The 23,220-nt window shown below is 55.5% G+C and carries 29 protein-coding genes and 3 tRNA genes; 22 read left to right on the forward strand and 10 right to left on the reverse strand.

Going from position 1 to position 23,220, the window contains the following annotated elements; genetic code table 11:
* Positions 1–188: 188 nt before the first annotated feature.
* Positions 189–1,886, forward strand: a complete 1,698-nt coding sequence (locus BKD70_RS12100) for a glutamine--tRNA ligase/YqeY domain fusion protein (protein WP_047276674.1) — start codon at positions 189–191, stop codon at positions 1,884–1,886.
* A 21-nt stretch (positions 1,887–1,907) separates the two neighbouring features.
* Positions 1,908–3,290 carry a cysteine--tRNA ligase gene (cysS, locus tag BKD70_RS12105; protein ID WP_047276672.1) on the forward strand — a complete coding sequence of 461 codons (1,383 nt, stop codon included), beginning with the start codon at positions 1,908–1,910 and terminating at the stop codon, positions 3,288–3,290.
* A gap of 112 nt (positions 3,291–3,402) precedes the next feature.
* Here cysS and folD read toward each other — a convergent pair whose 3' ends face one another.
* Positions 3,403–4,257, reverse strand: a complete 855-nt coding sequence (gene folD, locus BKD70_RS12110) for a bifunctional methylenetetrahydrofolate dehydrogenase/methenyltetrahydrofolate cyclohydrolase FolD (protein ID WP_047276671.1) — start codon at positions 4,255–4,257, stop codon at positions 3,403–3,405.
* A 280-nt stretch (positions 4,258–4,537) separates the two neighbouring features.
* On the opposite strand from folD, the gene BKD70_RS12115 reads away from it, so the two are divergent.
* The 4 genes from BKD70_RS12115 (at position 4,538) to BKD70_RS12130 (ending at position 6,265) form a co-directional block, all read left to right on the forward strand.
* Positions 4,538–4,614 (forward strand) — tRNA-Arg (locus BKD70_RS12115).
* 40 nt (positions 4,615–4,654) lie between these two features.
* Positions 4,655–4,730, forward strand: a tRNA-His gene (locus BKD70_RS12120).
* 56 nt (positions 4,731–4,786) lie between these two features.
* Positions 4,787–4,871: transfer RNA gene (locus tag BKD70_RS12125), tRNA-Leu, on the forward strand.
* A 164-nt stretch (positions 4,872–5,035) separates the two neighbouring features.
* On the forward strand, positions 5,036–6,265 hold the full coding sequence (locus BKD70_RS12130) for an integrase arm-type DNA-binding domain-containing protein (RefSeq protein WP_047276668.1): 1,230 nt from the start codon (positions 5,036–5,038) through the stop codon (positions 6,263–6,265).
* Here BKD70_RS12130 and BKD70_RS12135 read toward each other — a convergent pair.
* The 4 genes from BKD70_RS12135 to BKD70_RS12150 form a co-directional block, all read right to left on the reverse strand.
* Complete coding sequence (locus tag BKD70_RS12135; protein ID WP_047276666.1) at positions 6,262–6,474, reverse strand: AlpA family transcriptional regulator; 213 nt, start codon at positions 6,472–6,474, stop codon at positions 6,262–6,264. The two genes, BKD70_RS12130 and BKD70_RS12135, sit on opposite strands and share 4 nt — an antisense overlap.
* 58 nt (positions 6,475–6,532) lie before the next feature.
* A complete protein-coding gene (locus BKD70_RS12140; RefSeq protein WP_047276665.1) occupies positions 6,533–7,417 on the reverse strand; it encodes a hypothetical protein in 885 nt (294 codons plus the stop codon).
* Between the two features lie 213 nt (positions 7,418–7,630).
* Positions 7,631–8,854, reverse strand: coding sequence for a DNA cytosine methyltransferase (locus BKD70_RS25360; protein WP_047276663.1), 1,224 nt, complete (start codon positions 8,852–8,854; stop codon positions 7,631–7,633).
* A gap of 155 nt (positions 8,855–9,009) precedes the next feature.
* Complete coding sequence (locus BKD70_RS12150; protein ID WP_080960364.1) at positions 9,010–9,300, reverse strand: hypothetical protein; 291 nt, start codon at positions 9,298–9,300, stop codon at positions 9,010–9,012.
* A gap of 140 nt (positions 9,301–9,440) precedes the next feature.
* On the opposite strand from BKD70_RS12150, the gene BKD70_RS12155 reads away from it, so the two are divergent.
* Positions 9,441–9,839, forward strand: a complete 399-nt coding sequence (locus tag BKD70_RS12155; RefSeq protein ID WP_047276662.1) for a hypothetical protein — start codon at positions 9,441–9,443, stop codon at positions 9,837–9,839.
* Between the two features lie 15 nt (positions 9,840–9,854).
* Here BKD70_RS12155 and BKD70_RS12160 read toward each other — a convergent pair whose 3' ends face one another.
* The 4 genes from BKD70_RS12160 to BKD70_RS12175 form a co-directional block, all read right to left on the reverse strand.
* Positions 9,855–10,166: a hypothetical protein gene (locus tag BKD70_RS12160; RefSeq protein WP_047276660.1), complete on the reverse strand. Its 312-nt coding sequence runs from the start codon at positions 10,164–10,166 to the stop codon at positions 9,855–9,857.
* A 78-nt stretch (positions 10,167–10,244) separates the two neighbouring features.
* A complete protein-coding gene (locus BKD70_RS12165; protein WP_047276659.1) occupies positions 10,245–10,592 on the reverse strand; it encodes a hypothetical protein in 348 nt (115 codons plus the stop codon).
* A gap of 394 nt (positions 10,593–10,986) precedes the next feature.
* The gene (locus BKD70_RS12170; RefSeq protein ID WP_047276658.1) at positions 10,987–11,370 is read right to left on the reverse strand and encodes a helix-turn-helix transcriptional regulator; all 384 of its coding nucleotides are present in this window, start codon (positions 11,368–11,370) and stop codon (positions 10,987–10,989) included.
* A gap of 769 nt (positions 11,371–12,139) precedes the next feature.
* Positions 12,140–12,883 (reverse strand): helix-turn-helix transcriptional regulator, encoded by a 744-nt coding sequence (locus BKD70_RS12175; RefSeq protein WP_047277302.1) that lies wholly within the window; start codon positions 12,881–12,883, stop codon positions 12,140–12,142.
* A 91-nt stretch (positions 12,884–12,974) separates the two neighbouring features.
* Between BKD70_RS12175 and BKD70_RS24230 the strand changes: the two genes are divergently transcribed.
* Positions 12,975–13,184, forward strand: a complete 210-nt coding sequence (locus BKD70_RS24230; protein WP_080960363.1) for a YdaS family helix-turn-helix protein — start codon at positions 12,975–12,977, stop codon at positions 13,182–13,184.
* 202 nt (positions 13,185–13,386) lie between these two features.
* On the opposite strand, the gene BKD70_RS12180 is transcribed toward BKD70_RS24230, so the two are convergent.
* Entirely contained in the window at positions 13,387–13,632 is a 246-nt protein-coding gene (locus BKD70_RS12180; protein ID WP_047276656.1) for a hypothetical protein, read from the reverse strand.
* A 247-nt stretch (positions 13,633–13,879) separates the two neighbouring features.
* On the opposite strand from BKD70_RS12180, the gene BKD70_RS12185 reads away from it, so the two are divergent.
* The 14 genes from BKD70_RS12185 to BKD70_RS12235 all read left to right on the forward strand — a co-directional run bounded on the left by BKD70_RS12185 (position 13,880) and on the right by BKD70_RS12235 (position 23,216).
* Positions 13,880–14,845 carry a DnaT-like ssDNA-binding domain-containing protein gene (locus BKD70_RS12185; protein ID WP_047276653.1) on the forward strand — a complete coding sequence of 322 codons (966 nt, stop codon included), beginning with the start codon at positions 13,880–13,882 and terminating at the stop codon, positions 14,843–14,845.
* Complete coding sequence (locus BKD70_RS12190) at positions 14,842–15,537, forward strand: replication protein P (RefSeq protein ID WP_047276651.1); 696 nt, start codon at positions 14,842–14,844, stop codon at positions 15,535–15,537. Before BKD70_RS12185 ends, BKD70_RS12190 begins: the two co-directional genes overlap by 4 nt.
* Entirely contained in the window at positions 15,530–15,739 is a 210-nt protein-coding gene (locus BKD70_RS12195) for a hypothetical protein (protein ID WP_047276649.1), read from the forward strand. Before BKD70_RS12190 ends, BKD70_RS12195 begins: the two co-directional genes overlap by 8 nt.
* A complete protein-coding gene (locus BKD70_RS12200; protein WP_047276647.1) occupies positions 15,736–17,031 on the forward strand; it encodes a site-specific integrase in 1,296 nt (431 codons plus the stop codon). Before BKD70_RS12195 ends, BKD70_RS12200 begins: the two co-directional genes overlap by 4 nt.
* 2 nt (positions 17,032–17,033) lie before the next feature.
* Positions 17,034–17,237, forward strand: a complete 204-nt coding sequence (locus BKD70_RS12205) for a hypothetical protein (protein ID WP_047276646.1) — start codon at positions 17,034–17,036, stop codon at positions 17,235–17,237.
* Positions 17,237–17,800 carry a hypothetical protein gene (locus BKD70_RS12210; RefSeq protein WP_047276644.1) on the forward strand — a complete coding sequence of 188 codons (564 nt, stop codon included), beginning with the start codon at positions 17,237–17,239 and terminating at the stop codon, positions 17,798–17,800. The genes BKD70_RS12205 and BKD70_RS12210 overlap by 1 nt, the downstream gene beginning before the upstream one ends.
* A gap of 141 nt (positions 17,801–17,941) precedes the next feature.
* Positions 17,942–18,439: a hypothetical protein gene (locus tag BKD70_RS12215; protein ID WP_139047518.1), complete on the forward strand. Its 498-nt coding sequence runs from the start codon at positions 17,942–17,944 to the stop codon at positions 18,437–18,439.
* Positions 18,426–18,560, forward strand: coding sequence for a hypothetical protein (locus BKD70_RS25365; protein WP_256542637.1), 135 nt, complete (start codon positions 18,426–18,428; stop codon positions 18,558–18,560). The genes BKD70_RS12215 and BKD70_RS25365 overlap by 14 nt, the downstream gene beginning before the upstream one ends.
* A gap of 165 nt (positions 18,561–18,725) precedes the next feature.
* Entirely contained in the window at positions 18,726–19,055 is a 330-nt protein-coding gene (locus BKD70_RS12220; RefSeq protein WP_047276640.1) for a phage holin, lambda family, read from the forward strand.
* A gap of 33 nt (positions 19,056–19,088) precedes the next feature.
* The gene (locus BKD70_RS25650; RefSeq protein ID WP_047276638.1) at positions 19,089–19,463 is read left to right on the forward strand and encodes an HNH endonuclease; all 375 of its coding nucleotides are present in this window, start codon (positions 19,089–19,091) and stop codon (positions 19,461–19,463) included.
* A gap of 174 nt (positions 19,464–19,637) precedes the next feature.
* Entirely contained in the window at positions 19,638–20,126 is a 489-nt protein-coding gene (locus BKD70_RS12225; RefSeq protein ID WP_047276636.1) for a phage terminase small subunit P27 family, read from the forward strand.
* 12 nt (positions 20,127–20,138) lie between these two features.
* Complete coding sequence (locus BKD70_RS12230) at positions 20,139–21,842, forward strand: terminase large subunit (protein WP_047276635.1); 1,704 nt, start codon at positions 20,139–20,141, stop codon at positions 21,840–21,842.
* A gap of 4 nt (positions 21,843–21,846) precedes the next feature.
* Positions 21,847–21,993: a hypothetical protein gene (locus BKD70_RS25035; protein WP_170320301.1), complete on the forward strand. Its 147-nt coding sequence runs from the start codon at positions 21,847–21,849 to the stop codon at positions 21,991–21,993.
* Positions 21,990–23,216, forward strand: coding sequence for a phage portal protein (locus BKD70_RS12235; protein WP_047276633.1), 1,227 nt, complete (start codon positions 21,990–21,992; stop codon positions 23,214–23,216). Before BKD70_RS25035 ends, BKD70_RS12235 begins: the two co-directional genes overlap by 4 nt.
* Positions 23,217–23,220 lie beyond the last annotated feature (4 nt).

The following is a 23,220-nucleotide window of genomic DNA, read 5'->3' on the forward strand; positions in this document are numbered from 1 at the left end:
CGGGGCGGAGTTTAGCGTGCTCGCGCGGCATTTCGATGCGGTTTTTACGATATGGGTACTAAAAGCGGCGATTTCAAATGCTTTGATTGAGCGCCTGCTCTGTCAGTGGCTTGACAGCATCGGCTATGATAGGCGCTTTGATTTAGTCGGCCGACCCAGGCCGCGCACTCGTTATGTTCAAGGATCCTATGAGCAAGCCCACTGTCGACCCCACTCTGAATCCAAAGGCTGGCCCAGCTGTCCCGGCCAATTTCCTGCGTCCAATCGTTCAGGCTGACCTTGACTCGGGTAAATGCAAACAGATCGTGACCCGTTTCCCGCCCGAGCCCAACGGTTACCTGCACATTGGTCACGCCAAATCGATTTGCGTGAACTTCGGGCTGGCTGAAGAGTTTGGTGGTGTCACGCACTTGCGTTTTGACGACACCAACCCGGCCAAGGAAGACCAGGAATACATTGACGCCATTGAAAGCGATGTCAAATGGCTGGGCTTTCAATGGTCCGGCGAAGTGCGCTATGCCTCTCAGTATTTCGACCAGTTGCACGAGTGGGCGGTTTACCTCATTAAAGAGGGCAAGGCCTACGTCTGCGACTTGACGCCTGAACAGGCCAAAGAGTACCGCGGCAGCCTGACCGAGCCTGGCAAAAACAGCCCGTTTCGTGACCGCGGCGTAGAGGAAAACCTCGACCTGTTTGCGCGCATGAAGGCGGGTGAGTTCGAAGATGGCAAGCGTGTGTTGCGTGCCAAAATTGACATGGCCTCGCCGAACATGAACCTGCGCGACCCGATTCTGTATCGCATTCGCCATGCTCATCACCATCAGACGGGCGATAAGTGGTGCATCTACCCCAACTATGACTTCACCCATGGGCAGTCTGATGCCATCGAAGGGATTACTCATTCGATCTGCACCCTCGAATTTGAAGGTCACCGTCCTCTGTATGAGTGGTTCCTCGACAATCTGCCGGTGCCGAGCAAGCCTCGTCAGTACGAGTTCTCGCGCCTGAATCTGAACTACACCATCACCAGCAAGCGCAAGCTCAAGCAGTTGGTTGATGAGAAGCACGTCAACGGTTGGGACGACCCGCGCATGTCCACGCTGTCGGGATTCCGCCGTCGTGGTTATACCCCCAAGTCGATCCGTAACTTCTGCGACATGGTCGGCACCAACCGTTCCGACGGTGTGGTCGATTTCGGCATGCTGGAGTTCAGCATCCGCGACGATCTGGATCGAAGCGCGCCGCGTGCCATGTGCGTCTTGCGTCCGTTGAAGGTTGTGATCACCAACTACCCGGAAGGTCAGGTTGAAAACCTTGAGCTGCCTTGCCATCCAAAAGAAGACATGGGTGTGCGCGTGCTGCCGTTCGCGCGCGAAATCTATATCGACCGGGATGACTTCATGGAAGAGCCGCCAAAAGGTTACAAGCGGCTTGAGCCTGCGGGCGAAGTGCGGCTGCGTGGCAGTTATGTCATTCGCGCGGATGAAGCAATCAAGGATGCCGAGGGCAATATCGTCGAGTTGCGTTGTTCCTACGATCCGGAAACTTTGGGTAAAAACCCGGAAGGTCGCAAGGTCAAAGGGGTTGTGCACTGGGTGCCGGCTGCGGCCAGCGTTGAATGTGAAGTGCGTCTTTATGATCGTCTGTTCCGTTCGCCGAATCCTGAAAAGGCTGAAGACGGTGCGGGTTTCCTCGAAAACATCAACCCTGGCTCGCTGCAGGTCCTGACCGGTTGTCGTGCTGAACCTTCTTTGGGGAATGCACAGCCTGAAGACCGTTTCCAGTTCGAGCGCGAAGGTTACTTCTGCGCGGATATCAAGGACTCGAAACCGGGTCGTCCGGTATTCAACCGCACCGTAACCCTGCGCGATTCTTGGGGTCAGTGAGTCAGTTTTAAGGAAGTCGTCGTGCTAACGATCTACAACACGCTCACCAAGAGCAAAGAAGTCTTCAAGCCGCTGGACGGTAACAACGTGCGCATGTACGTGTGCGGCATGACGGTCTATGACTATTGCCATCTGGGTCATGGTCGCAGCATGGTTGCTTTCGACCTGATTACCCGCTGGTTGCGTTTCAGTGGCTATGACTTGACCTATGTACGCAACATTACGGATATCGACGACAAGATCATCAATCGCGCGGTCCAAAATAATGAGTCCTTCACGGCGTTGACCGAGCGCATGATCGCCGCGATGCATGAAGACGAAGCGCGGCTCAATATCCGCAAACCGGACATGGAGCCGCGTGCCACGGATCATATTGCTGGCATGCACGCGATGATCCAGACCTTGATAGACAAGGGGTTTGCTTACGCGCCGGGCAATGGTGACGTGTACTACCGCGTGGCCAAATTTATGGGCTACGGCAAGTTGTCGCGTAAAAAGATCGAAGACCTGCGTATCGGTGCGCGCATCGAAGTTGACGAAGCCAAGGACGATCCGCTGGATTTCGTGCTGTGGAAAGGCGTCAAGCCCGGCGAGCCTAGCTGGGAATCGCCGTGGGGGCCGGGTCGTCCGGGGTGGCATATTGAATGTTCGGTCATGTCTACCTGCTGCCTGGGCGAGACGTTCGATATTCACGGTGGCGGCAGTGATCTTGAGTTTCCGCACCATGAAAACGAAATCGCCCAGAGTGAGGCGGCGACGGGCAAGACCTACGCCAATGCCTGGATGCACTGCGGGATGATTCGCATCAATGGCGAGAAGATGTCCAAATCCTTGAACAACTTCTTCACCATTCGCGACGTGCTGGAGAAATATCATCCGGAAGTGGTGCGCTATTTGTTGGTGTCCAGCCATTACCGCAGCTCGATCAACTATTCGGAAGACAGCCTGAAGGACGCGAAAGCAGCGCTTGAACGTTTCTACCATGCGCTCAAAGGCTTGCCAAAGGCTGAGCCAGCGGGTGGTGAAGCGTTTGTAGAGCGTTTTACTCAGGTGATGAATGACGATTTCGGTACGCCGGAAGCGTGTGCGGTCTTGTTTGAGATGGTCCGTGAAATCAATCGCCTGCGTGAAACTGATCTTCAGGCGGCGGCTGGTTTGGCGGCTCGTCTCAAGCAGTTGGCGGATGTGCTGGGCGTTTTGCAGCTTGAGGCAGACGATTTCTTGCAGGCAGGCGCTGAAGGCAAGGTCGACGCTGCGCAGGTAGAAGCTCTGATCGCGGCGCGTTTGGCGGCACGTGCGGCAAAAGACTGGGCCGAATCCGATCGTATTCGTGATCAATTGACCGAAATGGGGATTGTGCTCGAAGACGGGAAGGGCGCAACCACCTGGCGTCTGGCTGACTAGTTAATCGCCGTACCAACAAAAGCCCGCTTCGTGCGGGCTTTTGTTTGTCTGGAAAGTTATCGCCAACAAAAACGGCACCCGAAGGTGCCGTTGGCCTCAATGGATTGAGCGCTTAGCCGTGCAACGTCTCGGCGGCGTACAGCGTGTTCTCAAGCAGGCAGGCACGCGTCATCGGGCCTACGCCGCCCGGAACGGGGGTGATCCAGCCTGCGCGGGGCAGGGCGGTCTCGTAAACCACGTCACCCACTAGCTTGCCATCCGCCTGACGGTTAATCCCGACGTCAATCACGATGGCGCCTTCCTTGATCCACTCACCTTTGACCAGGCCCGGTTTGCCAGCGGCCACCACCACGAGGTCGGCGCGGCCGACATGGCCAGCCAGATCTTTAGTGAAACGGTGGGTGACGGTCACGGTGCAGCCTGCCAGCAGCAACTCCATGGCCATTGGACGCCCCACAATGTTGGAGGCGCCAACGACGACGGCATCCATTCCGTACAGGTTTTGGCCTGTGCTTTCCAGCAGGGTCATGATGCCTTTCGGGGTGCAAGGGCGCAGGAGCGGGATGCGTTGTGCCAGGCGCCCGACGTTGTAGGGGTGGAAACCGTCTACGTCTTTGTCAGGGCGGATGCGCTCCAACAGTTTGGAAGCGTCCAAATGCTCTGGCAGCGGTAATTGCAGCAGAATGCCGTCGATGTTCGCATCGTCATTGAGGCGGTCGATCAAGTCGGTCAGGTCTTGCTGTTTGGTATCGGAAGGCAAGTCATAGGCTTGTGAAAGAAAGCCTACCTCTTCGCAGTCTTTACGCTTGTGCGAAACATAAACCTGGGAGGCAGGATCGCTGCCGACCAGAATCACTGCCAGACCAGGAGTGCGCAGGCCTTGCTCGTGACGCTCGGCAACACGTTTGGCAATCTGCTGGCGCAGGCTGGCGGCGATCGCTTTGCCGTCGATTAGTTGTGCAGTCATTACGCGTGATTAACCATCGAAAAGGGTGGAAAAAGGGCGTGCATTCTCGCATGCCATGGCGTGAGGGCAAAGGCGCTTGGTCTGCTTAATCCCCTAACCCCTTTATATTTCTAAACTTTTTTTAAAAAAGAGTTGACGACCTACCGACTCACCTATAACATTCGTCGCACTTGTCGGGCACAGCCTAGCACTGGTTAAGAAGGTAGAGCGAAGTTGATGTCTAGCTTGGTGATACTGAAAGCACTTAGTTTGTAGTCGTCACAGAGTACAGATTAATAAGGCGCCCGTAGCTCAGCTGGATAGAGCATCCGCCTTCTAAGCGGATGGTCGCAGGTTCGAGTCCTGCCGGGTGCGCCATTAGGCAGCTTTGGCACAAGTAGGCAGTACAGGCAATATGGTGGGCGTAGCTCAGTTGGTAGAGCACGGGATTGTGACTCCCGTTGTCGAGGGTTCGATCCCCTTCGTCCACCCCATATTTAGAAAGACGCCAGATTAATAATCTGGCGTCTTTGCTTCAAAAGTTTGAAATGCGGATGTGGTGGAATTGGTAGACACACTGGATTTAGGTTCCAGCGCCGCAAGGTGTGAGAGTTCGAGTCTCTCCGTCCGCACCAAACATGGTTTCGCACAGTCTCGCTGACTTTCGCGAAACCCTTGAAATAACCCGCCTTGAGCGGGTTTTTTCTTTTGTGGCGTTTCGCTTTCTTTCGCCACCTTCCCAACATTTTTAGTACATTAGCCAGTCCATCGGTAATTCGAGCACTATGGTGATGTACTAATGCCCCTCACTGACACCGCTGTCAGGCAAGCCAAGCCCCGTGACAAAGACTTTACGCTGAGTGATCTCGACGGCCTTTCGCTGTTCGTGGCTGCCAACGGCAAGAAGTCCTGGCACTTTCGATTTAGCTGGCACGGCAAACAACCGCGCATCTCTCTTGGCACATATCCCGAAATTACCCTCCGTGAAGCCCGTGAACTCCGGGATCAGGCGCGTGCGCTCGTTGCAAAAGGCATTGATCCGCGGCTAGAGCGCAAGCAGGCCCGACGCGCTGCTGGTGCCGAGGTCGAGAACACCTTCGAAGTTGTGGCCAACAAATGGTACGACTTCAAGTCTCCGCGCCTGGTGGCTGCTGTGAAGGGTGGCGCGGCGCAATCGCGTAGGTATTTGGACAAAGACCTGATACCGATGCTGGGCAAAATCCCCATCGGCCAAATCAAGCGTGCCGATGTACTAGCGGCAGTACATCGCGTTGAAAAGCGTGGCGCGCTGAATGTGGCTGAGAAGTGCCGCACCTGGCTGAATCAGATTTTTCGCTACGCCATAGCGCAGGGCCTGATCGAGACCAACCCTGCGGCAGATATCGATATTGTTGCCGCCGTGCAGCCGCCAGCGAAACACAACCCTTTCCTGAAACGTTCGGAACTCAAACCGTTCCTGCTGGACCTGCGCAATTTCAAAGGTTCGGTATTCACTATGCATGCGATCCGGCTATTGCTGCTGACAGGCGTTCGGACGGGTGAGCTGAGAGCGGCAACGCCAGATCAGTTCGATCTGGACGCCGCGCTGTGGACAGTGCCGGCTGACAACGTTAAGCAGTTGCGCAGCCGGGTTAGAACAGAGGGGGATGTAATACCGCCGTATCTGGTGCCACTGTCGCGGCAGGCGGTAGAGGTGGTGCGTGCATTGAAAGGCATGACCGGTGAGCACTGTCGGTTGTTGTTGCCCGGGAGGAATCACCCGAACACACCGATGAGCGAGAACACGGTAAATAGCGCGATCAAAAAAATGGGATATGAAGGCCGACTGACCGGGCACGGAATACGCGCCACGCTTTCAACGGCCTTAAATGAGATGGGATACAAAGAGGACTGGATCGAGGCTCAGCTGTCCCACGCGGGGGATAACAAGGTGCGCAAGACGTACAACCATGCGGAGTACGTGGAACAGCGGAGAGTGATGATGCAGGAGTGGGCTGACTTTCTCGATGCGACCGAGGCCGCCGATTAAGCGCGGTGCTCACGTGCCGCCATTTGATCATTGGCCCACTGCAACACCTCGGCTTTAACCCAGCGCACTGAGCGTGTGCCGAGGTGCACCTTTTTCGGGAAGGCGCCTTTATTCACCATGTCGTAGATCTTCGTGGTCTTGAAGCCGGTAATCTTGATAACTTCGGGCAGCGCGATCAGTTCGGTTGGTTGGGTGTTTTGAGTGTTCATAGAGTTACCTTGCCATGCCGGTTACGGCTGGTGCGTTTGAAATTAGGGGGGGGAGGGGTTACTGCGGGGAATTGCAGTGGGTTGTTTTTAAAGCATCTTCGCCTTGCTGCGTTATTTCCCAATATGCAGGGCTGCGCTGAACGCGCCGCAAAAGCCCAAGATGGGTCAGCACGTCAAACCAGTGACGATCAATATCAACGTCCTGCCCGTCACTTACACATGCTTCAAATCTCTGTAGCTTGGCGATTACTTTTTCGGCAAATGGCATAACCTCCGCTACCGGCGCGGGCTGCTCGGCGTAGAGAGCTCGCACCTTCCATCCGCACAGAACCGCTGCATCAGCCTCTTCCTTATCATCGCAAGGCCACCACTTACCGCCTTCCATTATCGACATTCGCTCCCACTTGACCGGTTCTACCTGGTGCTTAGGTTTAAGTGCCAGCCCTATAAACGGCTTGCCTTGCTCGTAGAGCGCAGCACAGTAACCAGCCATGTAGCTATCAGCATCGTGGCCTTGGCTTTCTACGGAATCGAAAGCTGCTACAGATAAAGCCTCTACGGTTTCAGATCCACTTTCAGCACTGAATTCACCAATACGGTAGGCTTCCATAAGACGATACATATCCCCAGTAATTGGGTTTGTATCGCCCTGGTGCTGGGCGGCTTGCTTCTGCGCAAGTGCTTTCCAGTAGTCCCGCTCAGATTCCATAGCGTTATGGAAGTATTCCCAGTTTTTCCCATCTGGCTTATTGAGAAGGGCGCGCAGCTCTACAATCGCCCGATCAATCATAGGAAGGGTATCGTGCGCAGGGTCTGGCGTTTCGGGTTCAGGCATTCTGATATGACCAAGCTCAATGCCATTGGCTATAAACTGGCGAGCGACCTTCAGAGCCTCAAGAGCAATTGAATCCCGCTCAACGCTCAACATCGGTTTATTGGTCATACCTTCTCCCGTGCGCGCCGCTCAACCGCTTTGGCCTGGCGCAACTTGCTGCATTTGGTGTGGTTGCCGTGGGCGCGTGACGTGTTGCATTGGTCGCATATGGTTTGCAGATCCAGCCTCTGGATCGGGATGCCGCGCTTTTGGACGGTTCGGCGGAGGGCTGTCATGAGTCGTCCTTTGCCGGGGCATGCCCAGCAGAATGAAAAGTGAGTTTCAGATTTCGAGGAAAGCAGCTATGAATTGCGTCGCCGCTTCAGCGTTGATGGCGTTTCCGTAGGCGCGCAGTCGTCCCACTCTTGAGGCAGCGCCATGAGCCAGCGGGAATGTGCCGGGTTCAACTGCCCGCCACTTTCTATCCCGGCAGAAGAGCCAGTCAGCATCTGCCCACAGGCCGTTAATCGGGCCTGCTGTTCTACCGGTAAGTGAATCACCACTTCCTCCGATAGATACCCACCTGTTCGGCCTGTCGCTGCTCGACTCGGCCGAAGTCCTTTGCGCTCTATGTGATCTGTTGCTGTTGGTGTCGCCCATCCCGCTAGCGGCGCTGTCTCGCTCAGCCCCATCATTCCCGGTCGTGGGCTGACACTGCCGCCCTTGATCGCATCCGTCGCTGTGCAGGTCGGCCAGCCCGCGAGATGGAATGCCTGATCCGCCAGTGATATCTGTGGATCTGTCGGCTTTCGATTTCCAATCACCGGCGGTTTCGACTTGGCTTGCATCATTGTCGAGTCTGGTGTGTTCCAGCCCGCTAAATACGCCTGTCGCGGAAGTTGGTCGATCCGATCCTTTCCGTTCCGCTGGGCCACCATGCCCGGCGTGTCCTTGTGGTCGCGTGTCGTCGGCGTTGTCCATCCCACCAGTTGCGCGCAAGTGTGAAGGGCCATCCCTCCCTGTCGATTGGTTGAGTTTCCTGGGCCATTCGTATCGGCCACTTTTGGAGTCGGCCATCCAGTAGAGTCGGTCGCGGATATGCGGCGCACCGACGCCCGCAGACGGGAACGGGATGGCCCCGAAGGCGTAACCCAAGGCTTCCAAGTCAGCGTGTACAAGGTCGACCCAAGGCTCGACAGCCTTGCTCGCAACTTGCTCTCCAAAGATGATTGCAGGTTTGCACTGTTTAATGAGCCAGGCGAAGGTTGGCCAAAGGTGCCTTGCGTCCTCAAACCCAGCTCCAGCGCCTGCCGCGCTGAAAGGTTGGCAAGGACAGGAACCGGTCCAAACAGGTCGATCATCTGACCAGCCGGCACGCCGAAGGGCGAGAGACCAGGCGCCAACGCCGGCGAAGAAGTGGCACTGCGTGAATCCGCGCAGGTCGTTTGGATGGACATCTTCGATACTCCGTTCGTCCACGATGCCGGGCGCGATATGCCCGGCATCGATCAGGTTTCGCAGCCACTGGGCGGCATACGGGTCAATTTCGTTGTAGTAAGCGGCCATGGCTTCGCCTCGCCAGATGGCGTGATATTTGATGAAGGGAGATTGTTAGAACCGGGGGGGGTGTATCTATGCGGCTTTTGCGGGCTGCCATTCACAAAACCCAACCTTTGGTGCTTTTGTCTTTGGGTTGATGATTGGCTTCCCGTCAGCGTCAGTCATAACGCGCTTGGCCCTGATCCGCAGATCCCGGCATTGAATGGTTTTTCGGGCCAGCGCAATGAACTGCTGGGCGTACTGCGGGGCATCGAACAGCGGCGATAGCTGCCGAACCGTACCCCCCCCATAATCTGCTCGGTCTTCTTCTCGACCAGCTCCATCCATTCTGCGAGCGGGATTGGCTCAACGCCGCCCGGTGCTTCTACATTCTTGCGGGTGCCTTTGGTGCGCTTCTTGGCCTCGGCCAGCGCAACGTCGCGGGTCATTCCAAACACTGCAAATGTGCTCATGGCATCACTCCAGGTAAGCGCCGCCCTCCATCACAGATGGTGGCAATTTGGTTTCGGTTGGGGTATTACGGATCGCTAGAACAGGCAGGCGATGTGCGCCTAGCCGGATAACCTAGCTGAAAAGAAGGAATCTTTGTGTGATGAAGCGCTGGCTACGATTTGTAGGTGTAGCGATATTGGCTAGCGGGGTTACCGCTTGCTCGACTATTGATGGGCTTGAGTCAACCGATAAGGGTATTACACTGGAAGTTACCCAAAAGCCGTTTGCAGAGGTTTGGAAGTCATCGGTTAAAGCGATGAGCACCAACCTGGCAATAGTCGAAATGGACAAGTCGGCCGGTGTGATTAAATCTGAAGCGCCTGCCGGGATGGCGACATGGGGGGAAGTAGTAGGGCTGTTCATTACTCCAGTAACAAAAGTATCAGATAGCTACACGATCCACATCGTAAGCAAGACTCGCTCAACGTATCAACTGACGGGCCAGAACTGGGCCCCATCAGTAGCTGCCCGCATTCAGTCTGATTTGGATATCGAGTGACTGGAGTGAGTAGTGCTATCCATCGCAGCATAGCCGAAGTGACTCACGAGCCCTGAATTGCTCCAGCTTCCGCGCCACAGCCGGTGACACCGTGATTTTGTGGCGCGGTGGTTCGAGAAGCGGAAGCGCACGACCCGGGCCCAACCCATGCAGGTGATGAATCATCAGCGTCATTGCCTCGCCCTGCTCAGAAATGCCTGACCACTGCATCAGGTCGGCCAGTGCCTGTCGGGTGCCAGGGCGAACCCTGAGCCTCAATTCTTCTTCGGCATTTTCCACGCGCTTCTTGGCAGCCTTGGCCGACCGCTCCTGTGCCGTTTTGGCCATGATCTACCTCTTCAATTCCGCTGGCCGGCAGTGCCAGCCATGTTTGACGTTTGCGTTGCTGGATGCGGGCTATACGTTTCACACGTGGCTGCCGAAGAATGCGAACACCGTCAGCGTCAGGCTGATGCGCAGTGCCCAGTCCCGCAGGAAACGGCCGAACTGTTTCACATCGAACTGATCTTTCTTGGCTTCCAACTCGCGAGCATGAGCGGTCGCATTGTTGTGGCCGAAGCGCTCCGTGATGATCTTGCCCGTGGCGCGCTCGATCACTTCAAAGGTGTTGCTGCCCGTCGGCTTGACGATGAAACGCGGAGCCAACGGCGGGGCGATCACGTTTGGCTTCTGGTAGAAGTCGGCAGTGGCTTGGCGTGTGCGTTCGCGCAACCCTTCGAGAATGGCGCGGCGCTGGGAGAAGGTTGGGTGCATGGTCGATCCTCGACAGGGTTACGGGTATTCGTCAGCACTCGGGGCCTGGCATATATGCCGGTGGGCGCGCAGGGGAGTGCTGACGAATAACCACAGGATTGAAAAACCCGGTCGAAACCGGGCTGTGAGCTGCTCTACAAACGCCGCCGTATGTAAGAGCGAAGCGTGTAAATCGTGTTAATTGCCCATGGCTGCAAATCCTCCGTTCAGGTGTGCACTGCGGGCGGTAGCACGGCAGTGGTGTGATGCAGGTGTCCAGCGTCTGCTGGGTTGGCTTCCGCATCGGTCTGTATTCAGGTTGTAAAGTCGGAGTACAGACCGATGCGGCCTGGTGATGGGGGACCAGGCGCTCGGGCAGTTTTCGACAGGCTGTCGTGGCGCTGGTTGATACGGTTTAGCCGATCAGCCCGACAGCTTCTGCGCGGCGTATCAGACGCATTTCTGCGAATCGCCGCTCAGTCGGGCGGCGGTCGCGGCGGGCCAATTGGTCATCTGTGGCGGTGTGCATGGCGATCAGGCCAGCCAGCAGCAGGCACAACGGGGTGATGATCTGGCGGCGCATGGCTTCGGCGACCAGCGCGCCTTGGCGGTGAACGCCAAGCTTGAACATGGCGTTGGCCAGTCGCTTAACCACGGTGCCCGGCGCAATGCCGAACACCCGGGCGATCTCTTTGGCGGTGAGCCCTTGTGCGACCGACAGAACAAATTGCAGCTCACGCGGCGCAAGGCCACGGCCGAGGTGGCCTTTCCATGCGCCGTCTACGATTGTCGATTCCATGATGTGTACTCGGTTGTTTTCCCGATGCACCCGGTTGCCCAGCTGCAGCAGTGAAAGTGCCCGTGAAGCGCCCAAGTCCGCTACTGGCGTCGACTTGGGTTTGCGGCATCAGCAATGTCTGGTAACGCTGCGCCGCCGATGGCTTCGCGCTGGAGGCTTGTTCGGCCTTGAGCTTCCCTGTTCACGGTGCCTATTTCGGCTTTAGCTCCGTGGTCATCGGGTTATGTATTCGCTACACGACTGACAACTGCAGCTCCTTGGCCTGCTGGGTAGGGCAGTTCGTCGTGGGTTGCCGGTCCGACTTCCGGCTGGCCTGCTTACTTCATTTCGTATTTCTCCTATGTGTTTGTTCCGCACCATGCGCGGCGCCGCGGTTTCCCCTCCTGTCCGGCATCACACATTTCGTGCTCGATGATCTGCCGGCTGGCTGCATAGTTTGGCGTCCTCTCATGTGGAGAGAGCGGCAGCTTCCAGAGGCTGCATGGGCGACGGTTTAGCTTTCTCACCACCGGGCTTGCCGGTACGTCGCGGGGTCACGTCAGGTTGTGTAAAGAGCGTTCGGGTTGCCCCTGGCATCTCTGCCGTGTTGCCGGTGTTGGCCGGTGACGGGGTAAATATAGGTTTGCCTTTATTTGAAGTCAACAGGTATGCCTTTATTTTTTTGTGGGAGTTGGAATTTACAGACGGATTTCGTGAAACCTCAGGGAGGGAGACAAGTTATGGCCGAAAAAAAACCCGGTGAAGGCCGGGTTCTGTGTAGCGCATTATGTCAGCGTCTTGGCGCTCGCCTGACTGTTGACCACCAGAAGACGCGTCCAAGCATTCTTACGTCCTGGTGATACTGGTCGAGAGAAATCATCTCGTCAGGATATTCTTCAAAGTTTTCACTCCGAATCCGAATTACTCCGCCCGGAAGTCGATATAGATACTTAACGCGCAGCATGCCATCTTGGTTAAAGGCGTAAATTTCTCCGTCAATTATCGATGTGCATGCTCGGTCAAATCCAATAGCAGCTCCATCCAGGATCAGTCTCTCCATGCTCTTGCCTTTGATTCGAGCACACGCAGCATTTTGACACTCAACGCCTGCCGCTCTAAGGGTGGAATTACTGAAGCGCAGTTTGCGCGACGCCACCTCAATCACCTCGGTCATTCCGTTGCCGCCTGCAAACTCTACCTCTGCGTAATAAGGAACCTCGCAATCATCGTCATCAAGAGGGTCTTCGGTCTCCCATGTCACCAAGTCTCCAAGAAGCTCGGCGTTTGACTCGATATTGCTAGGCATGGCTTTGAGTGAAGTAGTGGAGCTGTCGATACTTCCTGCGCCCTCTGATAACCAAATCGGGTCGACACCGCAAACTTTGGCGATTTTGATTAGGTATCCACTAGACCGCGTCAGCCCACGCTCAATCTCAGAGATAGAGGCCTGTTTTATCCCTACACGCTGTGCCAATTCGGCTTGCGTGAGAGAGGCGTTTTTGCGCGCCAATTTCAATCTGTCTTTAAGTTCCATGTCAGACAATTTATAGGCCAACCTTTAAAGTTGCAAAAAGGTATTCCTTTGAATTAGCATAAAGGAATCCCTTTATTTGGGCGGAGAAGTAATGAAAAACCCTTTTGAAAAACTTGTGGCTCACTTCGGGTCTCAGGCTGCGACAGCTTCCGCCCTGAACGTAAAGCAAGGCTCTGTTAGCGGCTGGGTTCGTGGCGTTCATGGCTGCTCGGCAGAGGTTGCGCTTCGCGCTGAGGCGATTACATGTGGCGAAGTTAAGGCATGCGAGCTTCGGCCAAGCCTGTCTATCCACTGCGTCTGACCTTTCAGTAAGTATCGGGCCTAGAGGCTATCGCAGGTAGTGAGTCGGATTAGCTGTTAATCCATCCAGTACCCAAATCCAAGGCAAAAAAAAGCCGGTGGCTAGACCGGCCTCCCAAGCAACGGACAAAAGGCTGACCAGATGATCCTTTCAATTGAATTTAGAAAATTTGCTCAGCCTGAAGTCTCGGGTGTTTTCTCGGTTAATGCCGCTGCCCAGGTGGTGATGCCGGGGCTTCGCTTTCCACTTTCGCCACGCCTCTTTTCAATACCTCGATCAGCTCTTTCGCTTGCTCAACCGTCACCGCCAGAAGAGGAGTCCCTTGCGCCTCATCTGGTCGTTGGAAAGGTGTCGAAATGAATTTGAATTTGAGCAGCAGCGAGCTCATTGCCGGAACCGTTTGTACTTCCCATTCGGTTATCGGGTTTACCGCTAAATCTTCTGACATGTCCGGCCTCCAAGGCCTTTTCGAGTGGAATCAAAAAGCTACCACAGATGCGCCGGACACCTATAACGCCTGAATCGCAGGCAAAAAAAAGCCGCCGTAGACGGGCGGACTTTTTCACAGCTTTACAACAATTAGCGAGTGTCATTATGAGCATCATTGAGCCATCAGGCAATACCACCCACTTGATGTCACGAACGGCATCAGCGCCACGCGTTATTACATCGACCACCGCACAGGAGGCCTTGTAATGGCCCGCGCACGAAATATCAAACCTGGACTGTTCACCAACGAAGTTCTTGTCGACCTTCCTGCATTTGATCGCCTGCTGTTCATTGGACTGTGGTGTCTGGCGGATCGTGAAGGGCGTCTTGAGGATCGGGTTAAACGAATCAAAATGGAGTTATTTCCCTGTGATAACTACGACATTGACGCAGGGCTAAACAATCTCGCGGCCGCTGGCTTCATTTCGCGTTACTCCTATGAGGGCCATTTGATTATTGAGGTCGTCAACTTCACCAAGCATCAGAGCCCACACGCCACCGAAAAAGACAGCGACCTACCAGACATTAACGGTTATCTAACCGTTTACGAACGGAACGGCAAACTCGCTGTTAAGGGCTCAGACCGCAAGATTCACGTTAAGGAACGGAGCAATACCGTTACCGCACCGTTAGAGCCTGTTACGGCACCGTTAGGTAACGCCCTGATTCCTGATTCCGGATTTACTGATTCACTGATTCCTGAAGAAGATCAACACCACCCTCTCAGCGCGAACGAAGAAACTAAGCCAGCGGGGCCAGAGCAAAAACCAACCCCCGAGAAATCCTCAGCTGTTGGGGAAAATCCAACTGAGGCAAAAATTGCCTTGGTTCAGCCCAGTCCTGAATCAACCCCACAACCTGTCGACCCAAAAGCTCCAGTGGAAATGACCCTGGACTGGGAGCCTGACGCCAATCTCCTGAAAACCTACTGCGTTCACTTTGGCGTATCCGCTGACTTGCTTACCAAGGACTCCATCGCTGCGTTCACGGCCCACCACGAAACCGAGGGCAGCCTGAATACTCAAGCCAAGTGGGTATCTCTGATGGTCAGGTGGGCAAGGGACGACAAGACCCGAGCGAGCAACGTCCGGCAATTCCCCAGCAGGCCTCGTAGCGAAGAGGCCTATGACGACGATGACACCGATTGGATCAATCAGGAGTTTGCGCAATGAATCAAGTTTCAGTGATCGCCACCGGCCTGTGGGCCAAGGTACAAACCGGCCAATTCATTGCTGCCGGTGAAAGCGAAAACGCCCGACCCGCAGTGGGAGTGTCCGAAGCGACGGCCAAGGTCATCAACGGTCTTTTCCGCGAACTGCGCTCGATCTTTCCCGCCTGGAAGCAAGCGTGGCCGGACATGGCGACCTACAAAGCCGCAAAGCAGCAGTGGATGCAGGGGTTCCTCGAAGCGGGTATTTGCAGCACTGAGCAACTGCGGTTTGGACTGATGCGAGCGCGTCAGGCTGCCAAGGACTTTGTGCCCAACGTGGGAGTATTTATCGATTGGTGCACGCCAACGGCGGAAATGCTGGGACTGCCGAAGCTGGTCGCTGCTCACCGCGAGGCTTGCCGCAACGCGCACCCGTCGATGGCAGGACAAGCACAATGGTCCCATGACGCGGTGTGGCATACGGCCAAGGAGTGCGGGTTTGAAAATCTCAACCGTCTTGCTCATGACCTGAGCATCAAACTGTTTGAGCGCAATTACACGATCACGGTGCGCCGTGTGCTGGCAGGTCTGCCGTTGCAGAAAATGCCGCTGGCCTTGCCGCCGCGCAGTATCGAGCGCAGTGCACCCGAGGTTGGAAACAACGCGTTGGCGGCATTGCGTGCAATGCGTTCTGGAGGTGCTGCACATGCCTAACCCCAATCTGGCCCCGGTGGAACCGAGTGCTTATCGCTGGGCCGTTCACTGCTGCGCTCACAAGCTGGATTTGAGTGCTGGCCCTGACCGCGCCGTGGCCTTGTTTGAGCATGAGCGCGTGGCCCATACCTTTGGCCGCTTGATGTGGCCCAACACTTACGAGGTTGTCGACCGACAGCCTCAACCGGAAGGTGCCCTGTGAACACCAAAATTCAAACACTGACCGTGAAGCTGTCCGACGCGGAGATTGGGCGCAATGCCAAGCTTGAGCATGTGCGAGACCTGCGGGACGCCGGCCATCCTGCGCTGCATTTTCGGTTTGGCAAGAACCGCACGCGCGGCTCCTGGTACTTGGTCAACAAACGCCGTTGGCACCGTATCGGCGCGTTCCCTGATTTGAGCGCCAAGCAGGTGCTGGCCGCATTGCCCTCTGTACGCCTGCGGGTTTCAGCCGATGCTGGCTCGGCTATTTCGCAGTGGGCGACCACGGGCGAACTGCTCACCTGGTATGCCGATCGTATGGCCCGTGACCGCAATCTGTCGGCCAAGCGCAAGAACACCGGCGCCTCGGCCATGAAGTGTCATCTACTGCCGCGTTTGGGGGATCTGCCGTTGGTGGAGGTCAGCAAGGCTGAACTCGACAAGTTGCTGATGTGGCCGCTGCAAGAAACCCTCTCAATCGATTACGTGCGTCTGGCGTTCCAGTTGCTGGCCTTGGCGTTCCGGCAGGCATTGGCGCTGGGCCTGATCACGTCCAACCCGATGGCGGGCATCAAGTTCAAGGACTTCTCCAAGGCCAAGGTGAGCATCAAGCCGTCTCGGTTGCGCGGCGTGCAGTTGCAGGACTTGCTTGGTGAGTTGGGGCGGGTGATGGGTAGCGAACCGGCTGATGCCATGCTGGCCCTGATGATGCTGTGCCACGGCACGCGCATTGGTGAGACCCGGCAAGCGCGCTGGTCGCATATCAGTCTGGCAGAGGGCGAGTGGTTCATTCCGGCTGAGCACACCAAGACCGGTGTTGAGCATCACCTGCCCCTGACTGAGCAAGTCCGCAGTCTGTTGATCCAGTACCGAGAAAATCAAACCGCCCGCGGCTATGACGGCCAGTACCTGTTTCCGGCGCGCAGTGGTAAGGCGTTGAGTGAAGGGCAGGCCAGTGCCGTGTTCACCCGGTTGGGCAAGGGCGAGTGGACCAGCCACGACCTGCGCAAAGTAGCTCGTACCGCATGGGCTGACCTTGGCATTGATCACTTGATTGGTGAACTGCTGATCAACCATGCCATGGGCCGCAACGTGCAGGTGTACATCCAGTCTGACGTGATGGGCCGCAAACGTGACGCGCTGGAGAAGTGGCATGCGCATCTAGATCAGAAGGGTTTGAACCTGATCCACGGGCAGACAGGCGTTAGATTCAAAGAATCCGGTAAGGCGCTGGAGGCCGCTAACGGCGTGGCATGCAGCACCATTCAGAAATCAACCATAGGCGAGGATTAAAAATGCTGATTCAGCTCATCCAGCGCACTCGGCTCGCAGTAAACCCAGCGGAGGTCAGCGCTATGTTCATCTACACCGTGAACCATGCCCCGACCTTGGAAGTTCAGATGCGCAATGGTGAGATTTATCGAGTTCCGCACACCTCGCATTGTCACGATGGCGACAACGTTTATGAGTTACACCAGCGGCTGATGGAGGCTAAGTGATGGGGCTTTATAAAGACGTAATGGGCACGCTGGTACGTGTGCTTGCGGCAGACAACATCGACAACTCAACCAAGCAGAGCTGGCAGAAACTCATTGATGCAGAACTGCGTTCAGGCGGGCAAGGCGCTGGTATCTCGGTGCGTGATAAATTCGACTATGACTGCTGCCTGTATGCCTTGTTACACCGCGAGTTGGCCCCGGCGCATTGGGATGTTCTGGTGGCGAAGTTCTCGACGCACAAGGCCAACAAGGTCGCGGCAATAGGGCGGTTAATCAGCCGGATTGCCTCACCAGCACCGCAGCTATTCATCTACAAAGCTGTGACAGCCTGGGCCATTCCTAAGCTAAAGGGCGTTCAATCTGGCAAACGCTCCACAGACATGATCGTGCTGCCTGCCGAGTTCTATGACATGAACACTTGGGATCCTGAAGCTTCACCAGAGCGCACGCGACGTGACTGGAGGGCTGGCATTGGTAAGCGCTTAGAGGCTCTTGAGGAAGGGGCGATTATCCATGCCACCGAGATATTCGACGTGGAAGAAATCTTTATTGATGCCGCTTGACTGGCTCGCCGACTCGCCGTAAATTCACCCCATCATGTCGGTTTTGCGCGTTATGAGGATCGACTAGTAAAAGCCCTGCTATTGAGCGGGGCTTTGTATTCTTGGGCGTATCGCCTCCATATGGATAGAAGAGGCGAATGGGTGGCTGAAGTACGCTTGCTGGAAGAATACGAAGAGGTTCCTTTGTTGATCAATGAAGGAGAGCTAGCCATTCTGCATACTTTCTACGTAGATAAATTCGAGTATGGCGTGTGGTATCTGCCGTTGTCCGCTGGCTTGTTTGCACAGCAGGACAGGGTAGAGAGAGAGCTGGGTCGTAGTTTTCCCAAGGACTGCTATGAGATAAAGTTCGCTTTGCGTCGTGACTTCGATGCTGGTGCCCCCGACTACACAACACCAAGTAGCTGGCCAGACCTAGGGCCGTTGAGCTATAAGCAGGCCATGGGTGTAGGCAATGGGCTTCTGCAATCGCATTGGTTATTGAGGCGAACCCGAAATGTACGTGGATTTGTGGCAGTAGCTCTTGAAGACAGGCCCAAGCTTGGTTCATACTACGGTCGCCTACTGAAAAAGTATGAAGCCCAATTAGGCTACAACGTTCATCAAGTACTCGAGGGATCCGGATATGCGATCTTCTGAAGCGAAAGACACCGTTAAAGCAAGCAAAGTAGAGCGTTTGAACGCCGCATTGGTTGCTTATAAAGCTGCTAAGGATGCAGGTAAGGTTCGTCGCGTTGTAGCTGCCTATCAGTCTGCGTAAAACTTATTTGATTTGAAAAGCCCAGCCCAGCGCTGGGCTTTTTTGTTTCTGAGCCCTGGCATTTGCCGGGGCTTTTTCGTTTTCGGCCCTGCCACACCCGTAGCTCTAAGTCGGGAGTGCTGTCAGGGCCGAACTTATTTCACTCCCCGCAGGGGAGGACACCGGATGCCTCATATGCCTGATAAGCCAGACACCTGGGTGATAGCGCTCGCGTGGCTGAGTCAGCACTCGCCAACTATTTACGCGGCCTTAGCGTCAGCTGCAATGGCTGTCGCCCGCATCATCTACGGCGGTGGCACGCGGCGACAGGCGATGCTTGAAGCAACCATCTGTATGTTGCTCACCACCAGCCTGATTGCGGTTCTGGAGTACTTCGGCCTGCCGTCCAGTCTAGCTACACCCGCAGGCATTTGGATTGGCTTCTTGGGTGTGAAGAAGATCGCTGATTTTGCTGATCGCTTCGCTGACTTCAAGCTGCCACGCAGATCAGATTAATAGACTGCATTTTCAAGCAGGAGGCCCAAAGCAATGCCGCCAAAGGCCAAGCGCGCGTGCCGGCAACCGCTGTGTCCGGGAAAGACGCAGAGTAAGCACGGCTATTGCGACGACCATTCGCACCTTGCGACAGGCTGGTCTAACCCGGATCGTGGGACTGCTGAGCAGCGCGGGTATGACTGGGAATGGCGCAAGAAAAGGGCAGCAGTACTCAAGCGTGATCGTTACCTGTGTCAGTGCGCTGACTGCAAAGGTCGGCGTCTTCCAGCATCAGAAGTTGACCACGTAACGCCAAAACACCTCGGTGGAAGTGATGATTCTGACAATCTCGCTGCCATAAACGTGGACTGTCACAAGAGAAAAACACAAGCCGAGTCGGCTGCGGCTAGACGAGCCTCAAGGCCGTGAATTTCATCGAAAAATGCTGGAATTTCTAGAAAAGTGTTCTGTTAGAGGGGGGGGTGGGGTAAATCTCTACAGCCCTCCCTTGTCTCCACCGCTCGCCCAGCCCTTTTCACGCGACCGCGAAATAAAAAAATCAGGGTACGCCCGGCCAGCGAGGCAGCCCACTAACCAAGACGGATGTTTTTCATGGCAACGCGTGCCCCAGGGGGAGGCCGGAAACCCAAGCCGACCGCCCAAAAGCGGGCAGCCGGAAATCCCGGAAAGCGAAAACTCAACAACGCCGAGCCGGACTTTTCAACGCTGCTGATTGCACCGCCGGCGCCTGACTGGATGAGTGATTACGCCGGTGTCATGTGGGACAAGTTGGCTCCCGAGCTGATTGACGCCAAGGTTCTGACCTTGACCGACCTGCATGTACTTGAAGGATTTTGTCTGGCTTACAGCCGTTGGCGCGAAGCGGAAAAGGACGTCATGCACAACGGCATCACTATCAAAACGGCGATGGGGCGGGTAAAGAACCCAGCCTGCACAGTGGCCAATGAGGCCATGCGTCAAATGACCAGCTACGGGGCAGCCTTGGGGCTTGACCCTGCAAGCCGGGCGCGACTGGTCGTGCCCAAGTCCAAAAAATCCAATGCCTTTTCCGCGATCATCGGAGGCAAGTGAGGGAATAGAACAATGGCCAATGTGAGCGTTAACGCGGCGAACAGGTACGCCCGCGATGTAGTGGCCGGAAAAATTGATGCTTGTAAGTGGGTACGTTTGGCCTGCAAGCGTCACCTCGACGACCTGGAGGCCAGCAAGAGCAAAAGTTACAAATGGAAATTCAATAAGGCCGCCGCTGAAAGGGTCTGCGCCTTCGTGCAGTTGCTGCCTCATACCAAAGGCAAGTGGGCGCGAGAGCGGCGCCTACTGAAGTTGGAGCCGTGGCAGCTTTTCATTTTCTGCTGTGTGTTCGGGTGGGTCAGTAAGAAAAATGGTCTACGCCGTTTCCGCGAGGTGTATTGCGAGATTCCACGCAAAAACGGCAAAAGCGTTATTGCGGCAGGCCTCGCTCTCTACATGCTCTGTGCCGATGGCGAATTTGGCGCCGAGGTGTACTGCGGCGCGACTACGGAAAAACAAGCATGGGAAGTGTTCCGGCCTGCGCGCTTGATGATGCTTAAAACGCCTTATTTGGTGGAAGCGGCCGGCGTCGAAATTAATGCGCGTAGTTTGGCCATACCAGAAGACGGTAGCCGCCTGGAACCGATTATTGGCGACCCCGGCGATGGATCTTCGCCCAGTTGCTCGCTGGTGGATGAATACCACGAACATGAAAGTGATGCGCTCTACGAAACCATGCTGACCGGCATGGGGGCACGCGAGCAACCATTGATTTTTACCATCACTACAGCGGGCTCCAATATCGCCGGCCCCTGTTACGAAAAGCGTAAACAGATATGTGCGATGCTGGAAAACAGCGTGGCAAATGACGAGTTGTTCGGGCTGATTTACACACTTGATGAGGAAGATGATTGGCGAGAGTTACAGGTTTTGAAGAAGGCAAACCCTAACTATGGGGTGTCCATTTTTCCCGAGAACTTGCAGCGCAGCTTAGCTGATGCCACGCGTTACCCGTCACGGCAAAACGCATTTAAAACTAAACATTGCAACTTATGGGTAAACGCGAAAATGGCATGGCTTAACCAGTTGGATTGGGAGCGAGCCGGTGATGGCAATTTGACCCTTGATGATATGCGCGGTAAACGCTGCTATCTCGGCGTCGACCTCGCAAGCAAGTGTGACATTGCGGACATTGCCATTGTGTTCCGTGAAAAGGATGAGGAGGGGCGTGATCTATGGTCTTTCTTCAATCGTCACTATCTGCCTGAAGGCGCGGTCCAGGGGGATGGCCCTAATCAAGATGCTTATGAGCGCTGGGTGAATGAAGGGCACTTGATAACGACAGATGGTGAGGAACTTGATTTTGATGTGATCCGCGAAGACGCCAAAGACATTGGCAGTGATCATCAGGTCGAAGAAATCGCTTATGACAAGTGGCGTGCTACCCAGCTCGCGCACCAGTTGATGAAAGACGGCGCCGAGGTTGTTGAGGTCGGCGGCGGTATCCAGACCATGAACCTTGCCATGCGTGAGCTAGAGGCTGCGTTGGTTTCTGGTCGAGTCCGCCATAACGGTGATCCTGTTTTGGCCTGGATGGCCAGCAACGTAGTGGCCCATGAATACAAAGGCTGCATTACCCCGACCAAGGAAAGTAGCGCTAAAAAGATAGACGGCATGGTCGCCATTCTGATGGCCATGAGTCGCGCTCTGTTGGCGGATGGTGCAGCACATTCTGTGCTCGATACCCTTGAGGATGATGACCTCTTAGTCGGATAGACCTATGAAAAAGATGCTTCCTGAACTAGTCGGGACGGCAGGCTTTTGCCTGTTTGTTGCCGGTCTGCACATAGAGTTCGGCCCCGGTATTGCAATGATCGTCGGTGGTGCGCTGCTGCTGGGTGCTGCCATTAAGTTGGTTCAGACATGATTCTGGGCGCGCTGTACGAGCAGCGCAGCAGTTTGGAGAGTCCGAATACCTCATTAAGCAGTGAAGCGCTCGCAGAGTTACTGGGTGGGGGTAACGGTATTGCGGTAAGCCCTGCTACTGCACAGAAGCTTACGGCGGTGTATGCCTGCATCTATGTGCTGTCGAGCACCATGGCTCAGTTGCCGCTCAGCGTACTGCGCAAGGTAGACGGTCGGATCGTGCCAGCGACTGACCACCCAGCGCACTTCTTACTGCATGACGAACCGAACCAGTGGCAGACCTCGTACCGTTGGCGTGAGACCAAGCAGGCCCACACCTTGGGCTGGGGCAATGGTTTCACGCGGATTGTGCGCAGCCGTAAGGGAGAGTTACAGACGCTGGAAATGTGCGAGCCCCAAGTGACTGATCTGGTCAAAAATGGGCAGCGCTGGATCTATTCAACTCAGGATGAGGATGGCTACCCGCTGGCTGTTTCTCCCGAGGACATGATTCATCTTCGGGCTATCGGTTCGGGCCGCAGAATGGGGACCAGTCCCATTCGACAGAATGCTGAAACCATTGGGCTTGGTTTGGCGGCGGTGCGTTATGGAAAAGAGTTTTTTGAGGGGGGCGGGAGACCTACAGGGCTGGTATCGCTCAAGGATGGAAAACTTTCCAATGACGCTTGGGAGCGGCTTAAAAAGGCCTGGAATAACGCTGTAGTCAGACTCAAACAATCGGATAACAAGACCCTGCTATTGCCCGCGGATCTGGATTATAAGGCGCTGACCATTGCGCCCGAGGATGCGCAGTTTTTGGAGACGCGCAAGCTGACCCGAAGTGAGATTGCCAGCATGTTTAACGTGCCTTCTCACATGATCAACGACCTCGAAAAGGCGACATTTTCCAACATCAGCGAACAAGCCATCCAGTTTGTGCGGCACTCGATCATGCCGTGGGTCAAGAACTGGGAGGAAGAGTTAAACCGCCGAGTGTTCACCCGCGCTGAGAGGTTGGCGGGCTACTACGTCAAGTTCAACCTTGCAGGCTTGTTGCGCGGCACCCCAAAAGAGCGTGCAGAGTTCTACCGAATTGCCATCCAAGACGGGTGGATGGCCCGCAATGAAGTGCGTGTATTGGAGGACCTGAACCCGCTTGTCGGACTCGACTCGATGTTGCTCAACGTCAACACGCAGTTGCTTGGCGTAGACGGCTTGCCGTTACCTGTAACACCAAAGGAATAACCCA

Source organism: Pseudomonas sp. BS-2016 (assembly GCF_001806145.1).
Taxonomy (GTDB): domain Bacteria; phylum Pseudomonadota; class Gammaproteobacteria; order Pseudomonadales; family Pseudomonadaceae; genus Aquipseudomonas; species Aquipseudomonas lundensis.

Bases quoted from the DNA above. Each gene is read 5' to 3' on its own strand.
- BKD70_RS12160 (WP_047276660.1), bottom strand. From the start codon at position 10,166: ATGGCCAAAACGGCACAGGAGCGGTCGGCCAAGGCTGCCAAGAAGCGC.
- BKD70_RS25360 (WP_047276663.1), bottom strand. From the start codon at position 8,854: ATGGCCGCTTACTACAACGAAATTGACCCGTATGCCGCCCAGTGGCTG.
- folD (WP_047276671.1), bottom strand. From the start codon at position 4,257: ATGACTGCACAACTAATCGACGGCAAAGCGATCGCCGCCAGCCTGCGC.
- BKD70_RS12135 (WP_047276666.1), bottom strand. From the start codon at position 6,474: ATGAACACTCAAAACACCCAACCAACCGAACTGATCGCGCTGCCCGAA.
- BKD70_RS12220 (WP_047276640.1), top strand. From the start codon at position 18,726: ATGCCTCATATGCCTGATAAGCCAGACACCTGGGTGATAGCGCTCGCG.
- BKD70_RS25035 (WP_170320301.1), top strand. From the start codon at position 21,847: ATGAAAAAGATGCTTCCTGAACTAGTCGGGACGGCAGGCTTTTGCCTG.
- BKD70_RS12130 (WP_047276668.1), top strand. From the start codon at position 5,036: ATGCCCCTCACTGACACCGCTGTCAGGCAAGCCAAGCCCCGTGACAAA.
- BKD70_RS12235 (WP_047276633.1), top strand. From the start codon at position 21,990: ATGATTCTGGGCGCGCTGTACGAGCAGCGCAGCAGTTTGGAGAGTCCG.
- BKD70_RS12175 (WP_047277302.1), bottom strand. From the start codon at position 12,883: ATGGAACTTAAAGACAGATTGAAATTGGCGCGCAAAAACGCCTCTCTC.
- BKD70_RS24230 (WP_080960363.1), top strand. From the start codon at position 12,975: ATGAAAAACCCTTTTGAAAAACTTGTGGCTCACTTCGGGTCTCAGGCT.
- BKD70_RS12165 (WP_047276659.1), bottom strand. From the start codon at position 10,592: ATGCACCCAACCTTCTCCCAGCGCCGCGCCATTCTCGAAGGGTTGCGC.
- BKD70_RS12210 (WP_047276644.1), top strand. From the start codon at position 17,237: ATGGGGCTTTATAAAGACGTAATGGGCACGCTGGTACGTGTGCTTGCG.
- BKD70_RS12185 (WP_047276653.1), top strand. From the start codon at position 13,880: ATGGCCCGCGCACGAAATATCAAACCTGGACTGTTCACCAACGAAGTT.
- BKD70_RS12150 (WP_080960364.1), bottom strand. From the start codon at position 9,300: ATGAGCACATTTGCAGTGTTTGGAATGACCCGCGACGTTGCGCTGGCC.
- BKD70_RS12195 (WP_047276649.1), top strand. From the start codon at position 15,530: ATGCCTAACCCCAATCTGGCCCCGGTGGAACCGAGTGCTTATCGCTGG.
- BKD70_RS12140 (WP_047276665.1), bottom strand. From the start codon at position 7,417: ATGACCAATAAACCGATGTTGAGCGTTGAGCGGGATTCAATTGCTCTT.
- BKD70_RS12100 (WP_047276674.1), top strand. From the start codon at position 189: ATGAGCAAGCCCACTGTCGACCCCACTCTGAATCCAAAGGCTGGCCCA.
- BKD70_RS12225 (WP_047276636.1), top strand. From the start codon at position 19,638: ATGTTTTTCATGGCAACGCGTGCCCCAGGGGGAGGCCGGAAACCCAAG.
- BKD70_RS25365 (WP_256542637.1), top strand. From the start codon at position 18,426: ATGCGATCTTCTGAAGCGAAAGACACCGTTAAAGCAAGCAAAGTAGAG.
- BKD70_RS12180 (WP_047276656.1), bottom strand. From the start codon at position 13,632: ATGTCAGAAGATTTAGCGGTAAACCCGATAACCGAATGGGAAGTACAA.
- BKD70_RS25650 (WP_047276638.1), top strand. From the start codon at position 19,089: ATGCCGCCAAAGGCCAAGCGCGCGTGCCGGCAACCGCTGTGTCCGGGA.
- BKD70_RS12170 (WP_047276658.1), bottom strand. From the start codon at position 11,370: ATGGAATCGACAATCGTAGACGGCGCATGGAAAGGCCACCTCGGCCGT.
- BKD70_RS12190 (WP_047276651.1), top strand. From the start codon at position 14,842: ATGAATCAAGTTTCAGTGATCGCCACCGGCCTGTGGGCCAAGGTACAA.
- BKD70_RS12230 (WP_047276635.1), top strand. From the start codon at position 20,139: ATGGCCAATGTGAGCGTTAACGCGGCGAACAGGTACGCCCGCGATGTA.
- BKD70_RS12155 (WP_047276662.1), top strand. From the start codon at position 9,441: ATGAAGCGCTGGCTACGATTTGTAGGTGTAGCGATATTGGCTAGCGGG.
- BKD70_RS12205 (WP_047276646.1), top strand. From the start codon at position 17,034: ATGCTGATTCAGCTCATCCAGCGCACTCGGCTCGCAGTAAACCCAGCG.